The organism is Kitasatospora sp. NPDC018619, assembly GCF_044391605.1.
Taxonomy (GTDB): Bacteria; Actinomycetota; Actinomycetes; order Streptomycetales; family Streptomycetaceae; genus Kitasatospora.
Window position 1 is genome coordinate 101823 of sequence record NZ_JBISAI010000001.1, and the last position, 17459, is coordinate 119281.

11 protein-coding genes are annotated in these 17459 nt (G+C 73.6%); 9 read left to right on the forward strand and 2 right to left on the reverse strand.

What is annotated here, in order from left to right; translation table 11 throughout:
- The first annotated feature begins 25 nt into the window (after positions 1–25).
- From ACH5AR_RS00280 to ACH5AR_RS00315, 8 genes are all read left to right on the forward strand, one after another.
- Entirely contained in the window at positions 26–2551 is a 2526-nt protein-coding gene (locus ACH5AR_RS00280; RefSeq protein WP_396299087.1) for an ATP-binding protein, read from the forward strand.
- Positions 2548–4314: a DEAD/DEAH box helicase family protein gene (locus ACH5AR_RS00285; protein WP_396299088.1), complete on the forward strand. Its 1767-nt coding sequence runs from the start codon at positions 2548–2550 to the stop codon at positions 4312–4314. Before ACH5AR_RS00280 ends, ACH5AR_RS00285 begins: the two co-directional genes overlap by 4 nt.
- Positions 4315–4324: 10 nt before the next feature.
- A complete protein-coding gene (locus ACH5AR_RS00290; RefSeq protein ID WP_396299089.1) occupies positions 4325–4927 on the forward strand; it encodes a hypothetical protein in 603 nt (200 codons plus the stop codon).
- Between the two features lie 214 nt (positions 4928–5141).
- Positions 5142–6584 (forward strand): glyceraldehyde-3-phosphate dehydrogenase, encoded by a 1443-nt coding sequence (locus tag ACH5AR_RS00295; protein WP_396299090.1) that lies wholly within the window; start codon positions 5142–5144, stop codon positions 6582–6584.
- A 287-nt stretch (positions 6585–6871) separates the two neighbouring features.
- The gene (locus ACH5AR_RS00300; RefSeq protein WP_396299091.1) at positions 6872–7552 is read left to right on the forward strand and encodes a hypothetical protein; all 681 of its coding nucleotides are present in this window, start codon (positions 6872–6874) and stop codon (positions 7550–7552) included.
- A gap of 128 nt (positions 7553–7680) precedes the next feature.
- Positions 7681–8772, forward strand: coding sequence for a hypothetical protein (locus ACH5AR_RS00305; RefSeq protein ID WP_396299092.1), 1092 nt, complete (start codon positions 7681–7683; stop codon positions 8770–8772).
- A gap of 135 nt (positions 8773–8907) precedes the next feature.
- The gene (locus ACH5AR_RS00310; protein ID WP_396299093.1) at positions 8908–10836 is read left to right on the forward strand and encodes an HSP90 family protein; all 1929 of its coding nucleotides are present in this window, start codon (positions 8908–8910) and stop codon (positions 10834–10836) included.
- A complete protein-coding gene (locus ACH5AR_RS00315) occupies positions 10836–13886 on the forward strand; it encodes a hypothetical protein (RefSeq protein ID WP_396299094.1) in 3051 nt (1016 codons plus the stop codon). Before ACH5AR_RS00310 ends, ACH5AR_RS00315 begins: the two co-directional genes overlap by 1 nt.
- 107 nt (positions 13887–13993) lie before the next feature.
- Here the strand turns inward: ACH5AR_RS00315 and ACH5AR_RS00320 are convergent, their stop codons facing one another.
- Together ACH5AR_RS00320 and ACH5AR_RS00325 are read right to left on the reverse strand one after the other, a co-directional pair.
- Positions 13994–15283 carry a carbohydrate-binding protein gene (locus ACH5AR_RS00320; RefSeq protein WP_396299095.1) on the reverse strand — a complete coding sequence of 430 codons (1290 nt, stop codon included), beginning with the start codon at positions 15281–15283 and terminating at the stop codon, positions 13994–13996.
- A gap of 265 nt (positions 15284–15548) precedes the next feature.
- A complete protein-coding gene (locus ACH5AR_RS00325; RefSeq protein WP_396299096.1) occupies positions 15549–16442 on the reverse strand; it encodes a LysR family transcriptional regulator in 894 nt (297 codons plus the stop codon).
- Between the two features lie 96 nt (positions 16443–16538).
- On the opposite strand from ACH5AR_RS00325, the gene ACH5AR_RS00330 reads away from it, so the two are divergent.
- On the forward strand, positions 16539–17456 hold the full coding sequence (locus ACH5AR_RS00330; protein ID WP_396299097.1) for a DMT family transporter: 918 nt from the start codon (positions 16539–16541) through the stop codon (positions 17454–17456).
- Positions 17457–17459 lie beyond the last annotated feature (3 nt).

Sequence of the window (17459 nt, forward strand, 5' to 3'; positions counted from 1 at the left end):
ACCTGGACACGGAGCCGACCGAACGATGGCGCACAAGCTGCTCGACATCACCCCCAGCCCTCGGGTACTCGTGGCGCTCACCCGTACCCCGATCCTGCCGATCGACGCGCTCAGCGAGCTCATTGACAACGCCGTCGACTCCTTCCGGACCGCCGCCACCGCCGGCATCCCTTCGGCGGTCCGCCAGGTGATCATCGATCTTCCTGGCCAGGCAGAGGTCTCCAGGGGCGAAGGCGTGGTCCGTGTCCGTGACACCGGGCCCGGCCTCAGCGAGGCGCAGATCGCCGACTCGATGCGGGCCGGCTTCACCTCCAAGAACCACTTCGACAGCCTCGGCCTGTTCGGCATGGGCTTCAACATCGCCACCGGGAAGCTCGGCCGGATCACCAGGGTGATCTCCGCGCGGGCGGCCGACGACCACGCGGTACAGGTCACGCTCGACCTGCCCGAACTCATGCAGTCCCAGAGCTTCTCCGCGGTGGCCGAACAGATCGAGAAGCCGGCCGGGCTGCGCCACGGCACGGTCGTCGAGATCCGCGGCTGGTGGCCCGACGGGGACGCCAACAGCGGCTTCATCCGCGAACTGGCCAGGATGCCCAAGAAGACCCTGCGCAGCCGGCTCGGACGGCGGTACGCCACCCTTCTGCGCCCGGGGGCAGCCCAGCCGGTGGTCGTGACCGTCAACGGTGAGCGCTGCCAGGCCTTCGAGCACTGCGTGTGGGCGCCGGAGCGTTTCGTCGAGCGGAAGTCCCACGGCAAGATCCCGGCCCAGATCAGCTTCGACGAGGTGATCAGCAGTGCGCGGCGCTGCCTCCACGACGGCACCGATTTCGGCGAGCTCGAGGCGTGCCCGCGCTGCGGCGGGACGGAGAGCCGGGAGATCAACCACCGGGTGCACGGCTGGGTGGGCATCCAGCGCTACGACGACCAGAACGATTTCGGGATCGACCTGATCCGCAACGGGCGGGCCATCCGCCAGGCGGAGAAGACGGCGTTCTTCGAGTACTCCGACGAGTCCACCGGGCGGGCCGAACGCGAGTACCCGGTCGACCAGCAGTACGGCCGGATCGTCGGGGAGGTCCACCTCGACCAGGTACCGGTCGACTTCCAGAAGCAGCACTTCCAGCAGGCTTCCGACGAGTGGCAGGAGGCCATCAGGTTCCTGCGCGGGGGCTCGCTGCTGCCGAACAACTGGGCCGACGGCGAGACGAACGACTCGCCCGTGTCGAGGCTCTTCCAGGGCTACCGCAAGGTCCGCAACTTCGGCCGCGCGGACATGTACATGGGCCAGTACAACCCGGCGAAGGGGAAGGCCGACCGCATCCCCCGGACCGTCGAGGAGGACTTCTACAGCCGCTTCCTCAACCGCGAGCCCGGCTACTACGACGACGCGAAGTGGTGGGAGCGCGTCGAGGCGGCCGGAGAGCCTCCGATCCAGGTGCTCCCCGAGTGCCCGGAGTGCGGCTTCCAGAACACGGCGACGGCGGAGGAGTGCGTAGGCTGCGGCTACGTGCTCGACGGCAAGCCGTGTCTGGACTCCGGCTGCGGGCAGCAGATCCTGCGGTCGGCGACGGCCTGCCCGCACTGCGGCACCTCGCAGGTCCTCAGGGTGCAGCTGCCGTGGAAGTGCACCTTCTGTGCTGAGGAGAACAAGGCGGACGCGGACCGCTGCGAGGTGTGCGGCCACGTCAAGGGCGCGCCGCATCCTGCTAGCCCCGCTGCGCTGGACCCTGCCTCCGCGGCCGCCCCGGAGCTCAGCGCGCAGCAGCTGGCCGTCGTGCTGGCCGACGGGAAGACGAGCAGCCCCCTGGACGTCCGGGTCCGTACCACGCACCGGCCGATCCTCCCGGCGTTCGGACAGCCCCCGGTCCCGCTCGTCACCTGCGCCGACACCCGGCAGATCACCGTCTTCATGGATCCGACCCATGCAGTCTTCACGGCGATGGGGCTCCGGGCGGAGTACCTCATCGCGACGGAGGTCGCCCAGTACCTCCATTCCCTGCACCGGAACCTGCAGAGCCGTCCCGGGCACACCGTGGCCGTGCTCACCGCCGAAGTCCTCCAGAAGGGGTGGGGGGATGCGGTCACGGACAGTGCCGACAGCGTCCGGAGCGCCATCAAGTCGCTGTTCGACCAGATCACCGAGCGGATCCTCAGGGCACCTCACGCTGACCGCTTCTACGACGAACTCGACGAGCAGCAGCAGCTCGCGCTCGCAGAGTCGATGATCAAGTCCGGTGCCGACCTCGCCGAGCTCGGGCGCCTCAAGGACTCCGGCGGCTACCTCCGCTACTGCGACAGGGACACGGTCACCGCGTTCTTCGCCCGCCATGCCGAGGGATGGTTCAACGGCCTGGTCTGGGACGACCCGTGGCCGAGCGAGAGCGAGGCCGGCCCGTTGATCGCACGCAAGCTCCAGGACGACCTGCAAGTCAAGTACCTGCGCTGCCTGGAGGACTGCGCCTCGTACCTCCGCTACGACCAGCCGGAGCGGCTCATCGTCGTCCGCGCCCGGGCGGCAGTCGACTACCTGGCCGGGAAGCTCGCGTGACCCAGCGCATCGTTACCGACCTCAACCTGGCAGGGACCGGCTGGCAGTCCTTCGAGCGGACCGTGCAGCGCCTCGTCGCGGCACGGGGCTACTCGGGCGTCCAGCTCGCCGGTGCGTCGGGCGACGGCGGAGCCGACGTGATCGCGAGCCTCAACGGGCGGCGGTGGCTGTTCCAGATGAAGCGGTGGCGGGGGCCGGTCGGGCCCGAGGTCGTCGCGCAGACGGTCGACGCCTGCCGCCGCTACGAAGCCGACATCCCGGTAGTCGTCAGCCTGAACGGTTTCGAGGCTGCCGTCAGGGCCCAGCAGGAGCAGCTCGCCGTCAAGGGCATCCCGCTGCAGCTGTGGGACAGGTCGACCCTCCAGCGCCAGGCGGAGCGGGTCGGGGAAGCCCCTCCGGCGCTGCGGGACCCGGAGCGCTTCCAGCTCCGCCCCTATCAGGAACGTGCTGTCGACGGGCTGATGAACGAGTTCGTCAACGGGGCCCGCAGCGCGCTGATCGTCCTCGCCACGGGGCTGGGTAAGACCTACGTGGCCGCCGAGTTCCACCGGCGGCTCCGGGGGCTGCGGCCCCGCACGAAGACGTTGGTCCTGGCTCACCGGAACGAGCTCGTCTACCAGTTGGAGCGCGCCTTCTGGCCCCTCCTTCCGGCCTCGGCGTCCACCGGGGTGTGGAACGGCTACGAGCGGCCGGACAGCGACGCGCTCAAGGACCTGGACGTCGTCTTCGCGTGCGTCGACAGCGTGGCCACCGCGGTCAGGTCCGGGCGCGCGCTGCCGGAGTTCGGCCTCGTGCTCGTCGACGAGTGCCACCACCTCGGAACCATCGCCTACGACTCGGTCCTCGGCGAACTGTCGGCTGCCGACGGCGGAGCGTTCCTCCTCGGGATGACCGCAACGCCGTGGAGGCCCGACGGGAAGTCGTTGCACAGATGGTTCGACTACCCCGTCGTGGACATCGACATGGTGCGCGGGCTCCGAGAGGGCTACCTCGCCAACGTCGACTACCGGATGTTCACCGACAATATCGACTGGGACGCGCTCGCGGCCGGGCTCGCGGAGACCGCACCCGCCCTCACCCCCCGGGGGATCAACCGCACCGTCTTCATCGACGAGTGGGACGACGCCGTCGTGGACCGGCTCGCCGAGGCCTGGGCCGAGCAGGACCAGCCGCGCGGCATCGTCTTCTGCGGGACCATCGACCACGCCGAGCGCATGGCGGGCCGGATCAACGCGCTCGGCTTCACAAGCGCCGAGGTGATCGCCTCCAGGACCGCGCAGGGCAAGGCCTTGGACGCGGCCACGAGGAACCGGATCCTGTGGGACTTCGCCGACGGCCGCACCGGCATCCTGTGCGCCGTCGACGTCCTCAACGAAGGCGTGGACGTCCCGGACGTCAACATCGTCGTCTTCCAGAGGGTGACCCACAGCCGGCGGATCTTCGTCCAGCAGCTCGGCCGCGGCCTGCGCCTGGCGCCGGGCAAGGAGAAGGTGGTCGTCCTCGACTTCGTCTCGGACATCCGCCGTTTCGCCGCCGGCCTGAGCCTCCAGGAGTCGCTCGGAGCCCGGGGCGCTGCCAGGGACCCCAGGGTGAGGATCGGCAGCCAGGTCAGGTTCATGCGGGCCAACCGTGCAGACCAGGAGGGCGAGCAGTTCCTCCGCGAATGGCTCGACGACCTCGAAGCGGTCGAGGTCGCCGGCGAGGACGTGCACATCCTCCGCTACCCGCCCGACAGCGCGACCACCGCTGCTGCGAAACGATAGGACGACCACTGTGCCCGACCACAACAGCAGCCCTGAGGCAGACTGGCGCCGGCTTAAGCCGGACACCGCCCTCGCGGTCAAGGGGGTTCTCAAGCAGCTGGAGCAGGACGAGGACGATCCGCAGAACATCCTGGACGTCTACCTCTATGCGAAGCGCCTGCTGGCCGAGTCCATGCAGGCTCTCGTGCGGACCACCCTGCCCCCGGAGTGCGAGGCGTTCAGGGACCTCCGCGCGCAGCTCGCGGGACGGATGGAGGAGGAGTACGGGGGGCGGATCGGGAAGCGGTACCTGACCGTCCCCTACGGCAGCCGCACCCATGAGGAACTGTTCTCCATGCTCCTCCAACGGCAGGGGAAGCCGGTGGAAGCAGCCCTTTTGCGCGTCGTCACCAAGGACTCCGTCCACACCGAGCGCCGTACGCGTGAACTGCGGGAGCTCGGGCTCGACATCGTCACCGGCCACGAGGGCGGGATCGACGTCTACACCCTCAAGTCATTGGCTCTCGACACCTCGCTGATCCCGACGATCATCAAGAACAACCTCCGGGACAAGAAGGCGTCGAAGGCCGAACGGGAAGCCGCCCTGGCGGTGCTGGACGGAACGGCTGACTGACCGAAGGACCGCCTCCCCCGGGAGGGCAGGAGGTGCCGCTACGGGGCGGGCGCCCCCTCGCCGAGGGTGGCGGTGATCACCTTCGGGGGTGGGGTGGCGGGGAAAGCGCAGGTCCGGGGGTGCGGGCGGGGAGGGTGGGGGAGGGACCGGCGGTGGGGGCGCGGGCGGGCGAAGCTACCATGTGGGCAACACCCTCAGCTCGAAAGATGGACTTGTGACTGTCAACGACGACGTGTTCACGGACTGGAAGAACCGCGAGGAGATCGCGGAGTCGATGATCCCGATCATCGGGCGGCTGCACCGGGAGCGGGACGTCACCGTCCTGCTCCACAGCCGGTCCCTGGTGAACAAGTCGGTGGTCAGCATCCTCAAGACGCACCGCTTCGCCCGGCAGATAGCCGGCGAGGAGCTCTCGGTCACCGAGACGATGCCGTTCCTGGAGGCCCTGACCGCCCTGGACCTCGGCCCCTCGCAGATCGACCTCGGCATGCTCGCCGCGACGTACAAGGCGGACGACCGCGGCCTGTCGGTCGCGGAGTTCACCGCCCAGGCCGTCGTCGGCGCCACCGGCGAGAACAAGCTGGAGCGCCGGTCCGGGCAGGACGTCGTGCTGTACGGGTTCGGCCGCATCGGGCGGCTGGTCGCCCGCCTGCTGGTCGAGAAGGCCTCCGGCAACGGCCTGCGGCTGAAGGCCATCGTCGTGCGCAACAGCGGCGGCGACGACCTGGTCAAGCGCGCCTCGCTGCTGCGCCGTGACTCCATCCACGGCCAGTTCCAGGGCACGATCACCGTCGACGAGGCGAACAACAAGATCATCGCCAACGGCAACGAGATCACGGTGATCTACTCCGACGACCCGACCAAGGTCGACTACACGGAGTACGGGATCAAGGACGCGATCCTGATCGACAACACCGGCCGCTGGCGCGACCGCGAGGGCCTCTCGAAGCACCTGCGCCCCGGCATCGCCAAGGTCGTGCTGACCGCGCCGGGCAAGGGCGACGTCCCGAACATCGTGCACGGCGTCAACCACGACACCATCAAGCCGGACGAGCAGATCCTGTCCTGCGCCTCCTGCACCACCAACGCCATCGTCCCGCCGCTGAAGGCGATGGAGGACGAGTACGGCGTGGTCCGCGGCCACGTGGAGACCGTCCACTCGTTCACCAACGACCAGAACCTGCTGGACAACTACCACAAGGCCGACCGCCGCGGCCGCTCGGCGCCGCTGAACATGGTGATCACCGAGACCGGTGCCGCCTCGGCCGTCGCCAAGGCCCTGCCGGACCTCCAGGCGAAGATCACCGGCAGCTCGATCCGCGTCCCCGTGCCGGACGTCTCCATCGCGATCCTCAACCTCCAGCTCAAGCGGGAGACCAACCGCGAGGACGTCCTGGAGTACCTGCGGAACGTCTCGCTGACCTCGCCGCTGAAGCGCCAGATCGACTACACCGACTCGCCGGACGCCGTCTCCAGCGACTTCATCGGCTCGCGCCACGCCTCGATCGTGGACGCCGGCGCGACCAAGGTCGAGGGCGACAACGCGATCCTCTACCTGTGGTACGACAACGAGTTCGGCTACTCGTGCCAGGTGATCCGGGTCGTCCAGTACATCTCGGGCGTCGAGTACCCGACCTTCCCGGTGCCGGCGGTCTGATCCGCCGCCGGGGCAGGGCGACGCACCGGTACGACGGGGCGGTGACCGACCGGTCACCGCCCCGTCGGCGTCCGCGGGCGGGGCGGTCGCTATCTTGAGGGGTCACTGACAGGACTGGGGAGGGCGACGGGATGGGTGGTCGGCGGGTGCTCGCCGCGGTGGCGGCGGCCGGAGTGCTGACGGGTGTGCTGGCCGGGTGCTCCTCCGGGGGGTCGAAGGGGGCCGGCGGGTCGGCGGCGACGGCCTCGCCCGGGTCGGCGGCGGTTTCGGCGGAGGCCCGGACGGGGGTGCCGACGGATTCGCCGTGGGATGCGACGGCGACGGCGACGGCGGGCACGGCGGCGGGTGCGTCGGCGGGTGCCGGCGGAGCCCCCGCGTCGGCGTCGGCCCCCGCGTCGGCGTCGGCCCCCGCATCGGCCCCGGCCGCCGCGGAGGCGCCGCGCGGGGACCTGGAGGCGGCGCTGCTGGACGACAAGGTGGTCGGGCAGGTGCTGCCGGACGCCAGGGCGATGGCCGGGTGGGAGGAGGAGAAGCGGAAGGTCGACACCGCCGACCACACCGTCACCTGTGCCGGTGCCGCCGCGGCCTCCTGCGCCGGCAAGCCGCTCAGCGGATCGGTCCGCTTCTCGTCGGGGGACGTGGTGGTCCGCTTCCTGGTGGACACCCTGCCCAGCCGGGACGCGGCGGCGCAGCGGCTGAAGGAGAGCTACGCCTCGTACTCCGCCGGGCCGTTCACGAAGGTCGACACCCCGGCGCTGGGCAGCGAGAGCCAGGCCTTCCAGGGGCCGCTGGCCGAGGGCGAGGGCGTCGGCATCGTGGTGCGCTCGGGCACCGTGGTGGCGAGCGTGACCACCGAGGGCGGCCCGGTGGACCTGGCCGCGACGCGCAGGTTCGCGGTGATGCTGGTGAAGCGGATCGAGCAGGCGCAGTCCGGGCGGACGCCGGACGCGGGGCTCGGCGTGGGCTGACGGCCCCGCCGGGAACGGCCGGGGCGCTGGGCTGGGCAAACGGATGTCAGTCGGGCGTGATATGTACCTATCTCGTGACCGTCGTGCGGCCGTGCGATGGATGCCGATGACGTTCGAGGGGGCCAGACATGCCGCTGTTCCGACGCCGCTCCGGCGGCGAGGGCGGGCAAAGCGGGCCGGGCGGGCAGAGCGGGCAGCGCGGGCGGGAGGGGCAGGAGCGCGCCGAGCGCCGCGGCTTCGGGTTCGGCTTCGCCCGCCGGGGCACCGACGCGCCCGCCCCGGCCGGCGGCGCCGAGCCGCGGCTCGACCCGACGTACGGGGACGAGGCGGTCCGCCGGGCGCTGCGCCAGGCCGGCGCCGGGGACTGGGCCGCGCTGCGCCCGGCGCTGGCCGCCGCCGACGACGACGACCGCTCGTTCCTCGTCGGGGCGATATCCGAGGTGCCCAGGGTCGAGCAGTGGACGGCCCGCGCCCTGGCCGAGACCCCGGACGATCCGCTGCTGCTGGTGCTGTCCGGCGCCCGGCACGTCGTCTGGGGCTGGGAGGCCCGGACGGGCCGCCGGGCCAAGGACGTCACCGAGGAGCGCTGGAGGGTGTTCCACGAGCGGCTGGACACCGCCGACGAGCAGCTGCTGGAAGCCGCCGAGCGCGAGCCGTCCTGGCACGCCCCCTGGGCCTTCCTCCAGCAGAGCGCCCTCGGCGCCTCGCTCGGCCCGGCCGTCGCCACCACCCGCTTCGAGGCCGCGGTGCGCCGGGCGCCCGGGAGCCCCGGCCCGTACCGGACCAGGCTCCAGCAGCTGAGTGCCAAGTGGGGCGGTTCGCACGAGGAGATGCACGCCTTCGCCCGCGCCACGATGCTCGCCGCCCCCGAGGGCAGCCCGCTCGGCGAGCTGGTGGCGCTCGCGCACCTGGAGCACTGGCTGTCCCTCCCGGACGGCGAGGACCGCGCCTACCTGACCGGCCCGGCCGTCGTCGCCGGGTTGCAGGAGGCGGCCTTCCGCTCCGTCCTGCACCCAGCGTTCACGCCGGTGCGCGGCTGGCAGCGGAGCTTCAACGCCTTCGCGATGGCCTTCTCCCTGGCCGAGCAGCCGAAGACGGCGCGCCTGCTGTTCGACGCGTTGGACGGCTGCGTGACGGAGGCGCCCTGGCACTACCTGGCGGGCGATCCGGCCACGGTCTTCCGCGCCCACCGCGACCGCTGCGCCTCCGCCCGGCGCTGAGCCGTACGGCGCCGTCCCGCACCGCACCGTCCCGCACCGGCACCGGTACGCGTCCGCCGCCACCGACCGCCACCCGCCACCCGCCACCCGCCACCCCCACCGACCGTCACCCGCCCGCGATCGAAAGAGCCTCCGGTGTCCCCTACCGACAACCCGACGAGTGCGCACACCTTCCAGGTGGACCTGCGCGGCCTGGTGGACCTGCTCTCCCACCACCTCTACTCCAGCCCGCGGGTCTACCTGCGCGAGCTGCTGCAGAACGCGGTGGACGCGATCTCCGCCCGCCGCGCCCTGGACCCGGCGGCCCCGGCCCGGATCACCGTCCGGGCCGACGACGAGCTGTCCGTCACCGACACCGGCATCGGCCTGACCGAGCAGGACGTCCACACCTTCCTCGCCACCATCGGCCGCAGCTCCAAGCGCGACGCCGACGGCCGGCTCGACGGCGACGGGCTGGCCCGCGCCCGTGGCGACTTCATCGGCCAGTTCGGCATCGGCCTGCTCGCCTGCTTCGTGGTCGCCGACGAGATCACCGTGGTCACCCGCTCCGCCGCCGCCCCGGACGCCCCCGCGATCGAGTGGCGCGGCAGCTCCGACGGCAGCTACACCATCCGCACCCTGCCCGCCTCGGCCAGGCCCGAGCCGGGCACCACCGTCACGCTGGCCCCGCGCGCCGACGCCGCCGAGTGGACCCGCCCCGCCCGGGTCCTCACCCTCGCCCGCGACTTCGGCAGCCTGCTGCGCCACGACGTCACCGTGGTCGACGGCAGCGGCACCGAGCACCGGGTCAACCGCACCCCGCCGTGGGCCGAGCGGCACGCCTCCCCGTCGGCCCGGCGCGACGCACTGGCCGAGTACTGCCGCGCCGCCTTCGACTTCACCCCGCTCGACACCATCGAGCTGGACCTGCCGCTGGTCGGCCTGCGCGGCGTCGCGTACGTCCTGCCGGACGCCGCCCCGCCCTCGCGCCGCAACGGCCACCGGGTGCACCTGAAGGGCATGCTGCTCTCCGACCAGGCCGACGAACTGCTGCCGGACTGGGCGTTCTTCGTCCGCTGCGTCGTCGACACCGACGGGCTGCGCCCCACCGCCTCCCGCGAGGGCCTGTACGCCGACGAGACGCTGGCCGCCGTCCGGGACGCGCTCGGCGCCCGGATCCGCGACTGGCTGACCGGCCTGTCCGCGAGCGACCCCGCGCTGCTGCACCGCTTCCTCTCCGTCCACCACCTGGCCGTCAAGGAACTCGCCCGCTACGACGACGAGTTGCTGCGGATGATGCTGCCCTGGCTGCCGTTCGAGACCACCGACGGCAACGTCACCCTGGACGAGTTCGCCCGCAGCCACCCGACGGTGCTGGTGACCCGGACGGTCGAGGAGTTCCGGCAGGTCGCCCCGATCGCCGGCGCGGCCGGGCTCGGCGTGGTCAACGGCGGCTACACCTACGACCACGACCTGGTCCACCGGCTGCCCGAGATCCGCCCCGGGGTCGCGGTCGCCGACCTCGACCCGGGCACCGTCACCGCGCACCTGGACGGCGTCGACCCGGCCGCCGAGCTGGCCGCCAACGCCTTCCTGACGATCGCCCGCGAGGTGGTCGGCCGGTTCGACTGCGACGTCGCCCTGCGCAGCTTCCACCCGACCAGCGCGCCCGCCCTGCTGCTGGACAACCGGGAGGCCCGGCACGAGCGCACCCGGGCCCAACTCGCCGACGAGGGCGACGGCCTGTGGGCGGACATCCTCGGCTCGCTGCGCGCCGAGGCGCCCCGCGCCCAGCTGGTGCTCAACCACCTCAACCCGCTGGTGCGCCGGGCCGCCACCGTCACCAGCCGCGAGCTGGCCGTCACCGCCGTCGAGGCGCTGTACGGGCAGGCCGTGCTGATGACCCGCCGCCCGCTCAAGGCCAGCGAGTCCGCGCTGCTCAACCGCTCGTTCATCAGCCTGCTGGACCACGCCATGCTCGGCCACGAGGCGGCGGGGTCCGCGGAGGGCGGGCAGTCGGAGCGCGGGCGGTCGGAGGGCGGCCGGTCCGAGGGCGGGGCGTCCGACGGCGGGCAGGAGGCGTGATGCTGGAGACCCCCGACGAGGTGATGACCGCGCTGCGGGAGAACGACGCCCGCCCGTACGGCCGCACCAGGACCGTCACCGCCGAGGAACTCGTCGAAGCCGCCGAGCAGTTCGACGACACCAGGGTCCGCTCGATGGCCCTGCTGGAGCTGATGGAGGCCTACGAGTACGACGGCGAGCGCGGCAAGGGCCCGGTCGTCTTCGCCCGCCTCCTCAAGCTCTGGGACACCGACCCGGACGGCTTCGGCGACTGGGCCCGGCACCAGGTCTTCTGGCGCTTCAAGTGGGTCGCCGAGACGCTCAAGGACACCCCCGACGTCCCGCTCGCGGCGGTGCGGCGCTGGCACACCGAGCTGCGCGACCGCTACCGCGCGGCCGGCCACGACCTCCAGCCGTACTACGCCCAGCGCTACCACCTGGCCGCGCACACCGGCGTCGACGTGCAGGACGCCTACGAGCTGTGGGCGGCCCGCCCGCGCTCCGAGCTGAGCGACTGCCACGCCTGCGAGACCCGGGCCCGCGCCCGGCACTTCCTCGCCGCCGGGGACGACGCCCGGGCCCTGGAGACGCTCGCCCCGGTGCTGGACGGCCGGAGCGGCTGCGAGCAGGAGCCCGCCCTCAGCCAGGCCACCGCGCTGCTCGCGCAGCTGCGCCAGGGCCGGCTGGACGAGGCCCGCTCCGGGCACCTCGCCGGGTACCGCCACGCCCGCGGCAAGACCTCGATGCTGAGCGCCGTCGGCCTGCACATCGAGTTCTGCGCGCTGAGCGGCAACGAGCCGCGCGGCCTGGAGCTGCTCGCCGAGAACCGCGCCCTGTTCGCCGTCACCGGCGAGCCGGCCGCCCGACTGGACCTGCTGACCGGTGTCGAGGTGCTGCTCGCCAGGCTCGCCCGGTCCGGCCACGGCGCGCTCGCGGTCAGCGGCCCGGCCGGCACCGCCTGGACGGTGGACTCCCTGCTCGCCCACGTACGCACCGAGGCCGACGCGCTGGCGGCCCGCTTCGACGCCCGCAACGGCACCGACGCGGTCGGCGCCGGGCGGCGCGCCCGGCTGGCCGCCGAGCCGCTGCTCGCCGAGCCGCTGGCGCTGGGCGTGCGGGCCGCCGCTCCCGGGCTGTCCGCCGCCCCGGCCGTCGTGCCCGCGCCGCGCCGGGCGGCCGAGCCGGAGCCGGAGGACTTCACCGCGCTGGTACTGCGGGCCCGCGAGCTGGAGGTGCTCGGCCACCCGGACGCCGACCGGCTGTGGAAGCGGGTCGCCGAGCGGGCGGAGGCCGCAAACTTCGTCCACCCGGAGAGCGCCGAGCTGGGCGGCCCCGAGCGGCTGCGCGCCGAACTCGCCGAGCAGCGCGCCCACGAGGCGCTCCAGCGGGAGGCGTACGGGGAGGGCAGGGCCGGGCTGCTGGCCGCCGCCGAGCTGTTCGAGCAGGCCGGGCTGCCCGGACCGGCGCTGATGTGCCGCGCCCGGACGCTGATCGCGGACCTGGACGGGGCCGACGGCGGCGGCGGGAACGGGGCCGACGGCAGCGGCGGGAACAGGGCCGACGGCAGCGGCGACGACAACGGGCACGGCGACGAGGACGGGCACGGCGACGAGGACGGCGGAGGAGGCGAGACCGGCCGGGGCGAGGAGAGCGGCGGCGCCCGCCGGGCCGACTGGCCGGCCCTGGACGCGGTGCTGGCCCGGGCCGAGGAGCTGCGCGCCGACGGCGCGCTCACCGACGACGACTACCTCATCGTGCTCCAGACCCGCACCTACGCCGCCCACCACGACCTCGCCGCGGCGCTGCCCGAGCCCTCCGCCGAGGTGGTCGAGCGCTTCGAGTCGGCGGCCGGCGCCTACCGGAGCACCGCCGTGGAGCTCGGCTCCGAGCGGCGGGCCGCCACCTCCCGGCAGTACACCGCGGACATCGCCGCCCGGCAGGGCCGGCTGGCCGAGGCGGAGGCCGAACTGCGCGAGGTGCTGGCCCGGTTGGACGGGGCCGCCCTGGCCTGGCACACCCCGCGGGTGCTCGGCCTGCTGGGCCAGGTGCTGGTGCAGGCCGACGAGCCGGGCCAGGCCGTGGAGGTGTTCCACCGGGCGCTGGCCGAGGCCGCCCGCTGGGGCGACGACTCCTACCCGTACGCGCCGACGTACGCGATGCTCGGCCACTCCTGCCTCCGGGCGGGGGATCCGGGCGGTGCGGTCCGCGCACTGTCGGAGGCGGCCGCGCGCTACGACCGCAAGGGCGCCGAGGGGGCCGAGGAGGCCGCCCGGGTGCGCCTCCAGCTGGGCGACGTGCTGCGCGACACCGGTCGGCCGGCGGACGCGGTGGCCGTCCTGGAGTCGGTGCTGCTGGACGCGTCGGCGGCGCGGCTGGACGTCCGGCTGCTCGCCCAGGCCCGGCTGGACCTCGCCCGGGGCCTGTCCGAGCTGGAGGAGCACCGGGACGCCGCCGAGGAGTACCTGCGGCTGGCCGACCTGGTGGCGGGCTGGGAGGAGCAGGAGACCCACACCATGGTCGCCTGCGAGGCCGCCCTGGCGCTCGCCCGGGCCGACCGCTGGGACGCCGCCGGGACGGCGCTGGCCCGCGCCCGCACCGCGCACGGCCGGGCTCCGCAGGTGGACCAGCTGGCCGCCACCCTGCGGGAGCTGGCCCGGCTGACGATGCGGGAGCGGGGCGAGGACGGGCTGGCGGCCTCGCTCGCCCTGCTGGCCGAGGCGGACGCCGTCGGGGATGCCGCCGAGCAGCGCGGCGAGGAGTACAACTCCTGGTACCTGCGCGGGGGTTCGCACTACGAGCGGGCGCGCTCGCTGGCCGTCGCGGGTCGGCACGAGGAGGCGCTGGCGGAGGTCGAGCGGGCCGTCCTGGTGTACGGGGCGGCCGGGCGGCCGGCCGAGGCCCCGAGGGCGGAGTCCGTCCGGCTGGCCGCGCTGATCGAGGGCAGCGACCTCGGCCGCACCGAGGCGGCGGTGGCCCGGCTGACCGCCGGGATCGCGCGCTGCGAGGAAGTCGGGCTGGCGCAGGCCGCGCAGGTGCTGGCGGAGCTGCGGGAGCGTCTCGCGGCGGAGTGAGCGGACCTGGCGCCGGCCGGAGCCGGGGCCGGGGACGCGTACGCCCCCGGCCCCGGCCCCCGGCCCCCGGCCCCCGGCCCCGGATCCCGCTCCCGGCGGAGGCTCCGTCAGCAGGGCCCGTCGTCGGCCCAGACGCCCCACTGGCCGCTGGCGCTCGGCACCTCGTTCACTGTCCACCACTTGGCGTGGTAGTTGTGCCCGTTGTACGAGACCTTGGCGCCGCCGCCGTACGTGGTGGCCGCGCTCCAGGCGGGGGCGGTGCAGCTGCCCGGGTTGGTCGGCGGGGTGGTCGGGGGATTCGTCGGCGGTGTGGTGGGCGGCGTGGTGGGCGGGGTCGCGCCGGCGAACTTCACGGTGTACCTGGTGAAGTCCCAGTCGTTCTGCACCACGCTGGAGCAGGAGCCGGACAGCCCCGGGTCGACGTTGCCCGCGCACTGGCGGTCCCGGTTGACCGACCAGTAGGTGTACCGGGCCAGCCCGTGCGCGGTGGCGAAGTCCAGCACGGCCTGGAAGTCGGCCTGGCGGAAGTACTCGGCGGCGTCGGTGCGGCCGTTCATCATCGACACGCCCTCGTGGGCGTACGCGGTGGCCTCGTTCCAGCCGAAGACGTTCTGCAGGATCTGGTTGAACTTCACCAGGGCGTCGGTCTGCGCCGCGGCGCCGGTGAAGCCGCCGTCGAACGGCATGATCGAGAAGTTGTCCGGCGTGAAGCCCTGCGACTTGGCCTCCCCCAGCATCTGGGTGCCGAACCAGCCGGTGCCCGCGTTGGTGCCGGCGGTGGTGACCGACACGTACAGGCCGGGGTTGTCCTGCTGGAGGATCCGCGCCGCGCCGATCTCGTTGTGGATCGCCGCGGTGTTCTCGTACTCGGGCTCCTCCAGGTCGAAGTCGATCGCCTTGAGGCCGTACTTGGTGATCACCTTCTGGTACCCGGCGGCGGTCGCCTCGGGGGTGCCGCAGACCTGGCCCAGCTTGGTGCCGCCGTACCCGCCGACCGACACCGAGACGTCCCCGCCCTTGCCGCGGATCGTCCGGATGACGCTCGGCATGGTGGTGTCGGTGTCGATCGGGGAGGTGCCGCCCCAGGCGGGCGAACAGCTGGTGCCCTGGGCCAGGACGAACGCCAGCTGGAAGGCCTTCTGGCCGGTGGCGTCCATGACGGCCGCGGCGTCCGGCGGGCTGTTGTCCTCGGGCATCAGGTACGGCGCCGAGGCGTACCAGTTGCTGCCGAGCCCTGCGGCGGCGGTGGCGCCGGAGGGCTCCGCGACGGCGGGGCCGGAGCCGGCCAGGGCGGCGACGCCGCCGGCGACCAGGCCGAGCACGGCGGCCACGGCGAGGGCGGCGCGGCGCCCGAGCGGCGGGCGCACGGTGTGCTGTGGGGGAAGAGCGCGTTCCATCGGAGGCCTTTCCAGGAAACGGCGGTGAGGGGGAGGCAGGCCTGGTCGCTCCGGGCACCGGGGAAGCAGGCCTGGTCACGCCAGGTGTGGGGGTGGCGTGACGGCCGAACGGACCGTCGGCGGCGGGTGGTTGCCGAAGGTGTTCACTGGTATAGACCTGTCGGGGAAGGGCGGTCAACCCCAAAGAGGTCAAGCCGCGTTCGGTGGGGCCGCAGGTCCACGCCGCCCCGCCGCTCCCTACGCCCCCCGCTCCTCCGTCCCGCTCCTACGCCGTCCCCGCCCCCGCGCCTGCCCCTGAGCCCGTCCCCGCGAGCAGCCCGCCGACCGCCGGGGACCACGGGCGGCCGGTCGGCCCGGTCAGCGTCAGCGTCCGGTGGACGGCGGGCCGGATCGGCACGAGCACGCAGTCGGCCGGGAGCATGGTCAGCGCCAGCGCGGGCATCACCGAGACCCCGACGCCCGCGTGCACCATGCCGATCAGGGTGTTCAGGTCGCGGATGCGGTGCCGGGGCGTGAAGCGGGCCCCCGCCCGGCGGAAGGCCTCGCGGATGTGGCGCTCGCAGCCGCCCTCCGAGAGCAGGAAGTCGTCGTCCTCCAACTCGGCGACGTGGATGCTCGGTTGGCCGGCGAGCGGGTGGTCGCGGCGGAGCAGGGCGTGCATCGAGTCGGTCCCGAGCGGGACGGCGCCGGGCGGCAGCGGCCCGGCGTCCACCAGGACGGCGGCGTCCACCGTGCCCGCCTCCAGCCAGGCCGCCAGCTCCTCGTCCTCGCCCTCGAAGACCCGGACGGTCACCTGCGGGAAGGCCGCCCGCCAGTCCTTCAGCAGCCCGGGCAGCAGCGCCTGGCAGACCGTGGTCGGCGCCGCCAGCCGCACCGTTCCTTCGGGGCCTCCGGAGTGCCGGGTGGCGATCGCGCGGACGGCGGCGGCCGAGGCGACGGCGGTCCGGGCGTGCGGCAGGACCTGCTCGCCCAGCGGAGTGGGCCGGCACGGGCTGCCGCGGCGCAGCACGGGCGCGCCGAGCGCGCGCTCCAGCGCGGCGACGGCGTGCGAGACCGCGGACTGGCTGAGGCCCAGCTCGTCGGCGGCCGCACCGAAGCCGCCGGTGTCGGCGACCGCGACCAGCGCCCTGAGCTGGGCCAGGTTGACGTCCGGGGCCATGAGACTTCCTCATCACGCGTGCACTGCCACTTGTTGGACTCATGCTCCGCCGCCGGGCCACGCTCTGTCCACACGACGCGGGGAAGGACGGAGGTGGTGGGGGTGCGGCGCTGGCTGCCGGGCTTCGTGGCCCTGTCGGCGATCTGGGGCGCGAGCTTCGCCCTGATCAAGGTGGCGGTCGACGCGGGGGTGCCGCCGCTCTGGGTGGCGCTGTGGCGCTGCCTGCTGGGAGCGGCCACCCTGTGGGCGATCCTCGCCGTGCGCGGTGAGCGGGCCCCGCGCGACCGGGCGCTGTGGGGGCACTCGGCGGTGGTGGCGGTGCTGCTCAACGCGGTGCCGTTCACCCTCTTCCCGTTCGGGGAGACCAGGGTCAGCTCGGTGCTCGCCGGGGTGATGAACGCCACCACCCCGCTGTTCACCCTGCTGTTCGCGGTGCTGACCGTCCCCGAGGAGCGCCGCCCGGGCGCCCGCCGGCTGGTCGGCCTCGGGCTCGGCTTCCTGGGCGTGCTCACCGTGCTCGGGGTCTGGCGCGGCCTCGGTGCCGGGGCGACGGCCGGCGCGCTCGCCTGCCTGGCCGCCGCCTGCTGCTACGGCGCCGGCTTCGCCTACCTGCGCCGCTTCCTGTCCGGCCGCCCGGAGTCGGTGACCACCCTCTCCGCCCTCCAGATTACCTGCGCCGCCGCCGAGTTGGCCCTGGTGACGCCGTTCGCCGCGGGCGCCCCGCACTGGCCGGGGGCCGGCCCGGCGCTCGCCCTGCTGGTGTTCGGCGTGGTCGGCACCGGCCTGGCGTACCTGCTCAACCTGGCGCTGGTGCGCGGCGCGGGGACGGCGGTGGCCTCCGCCGTCACCTATGTGATGCCGCTGTGGTCGACGGTGCTGGGCGCGGCCCTCCTGCACGAGCCGGTCGGCTGGAACGCCCTGGCCGGCGGGGCCCTGGTGGTCGCCGCCGTCGTCCTGGCCAGGCCGCGCCCGGCGGCCGTGCGGGCCCCGAGGGCCCGTCAGCAAGTCCGTTAGGGT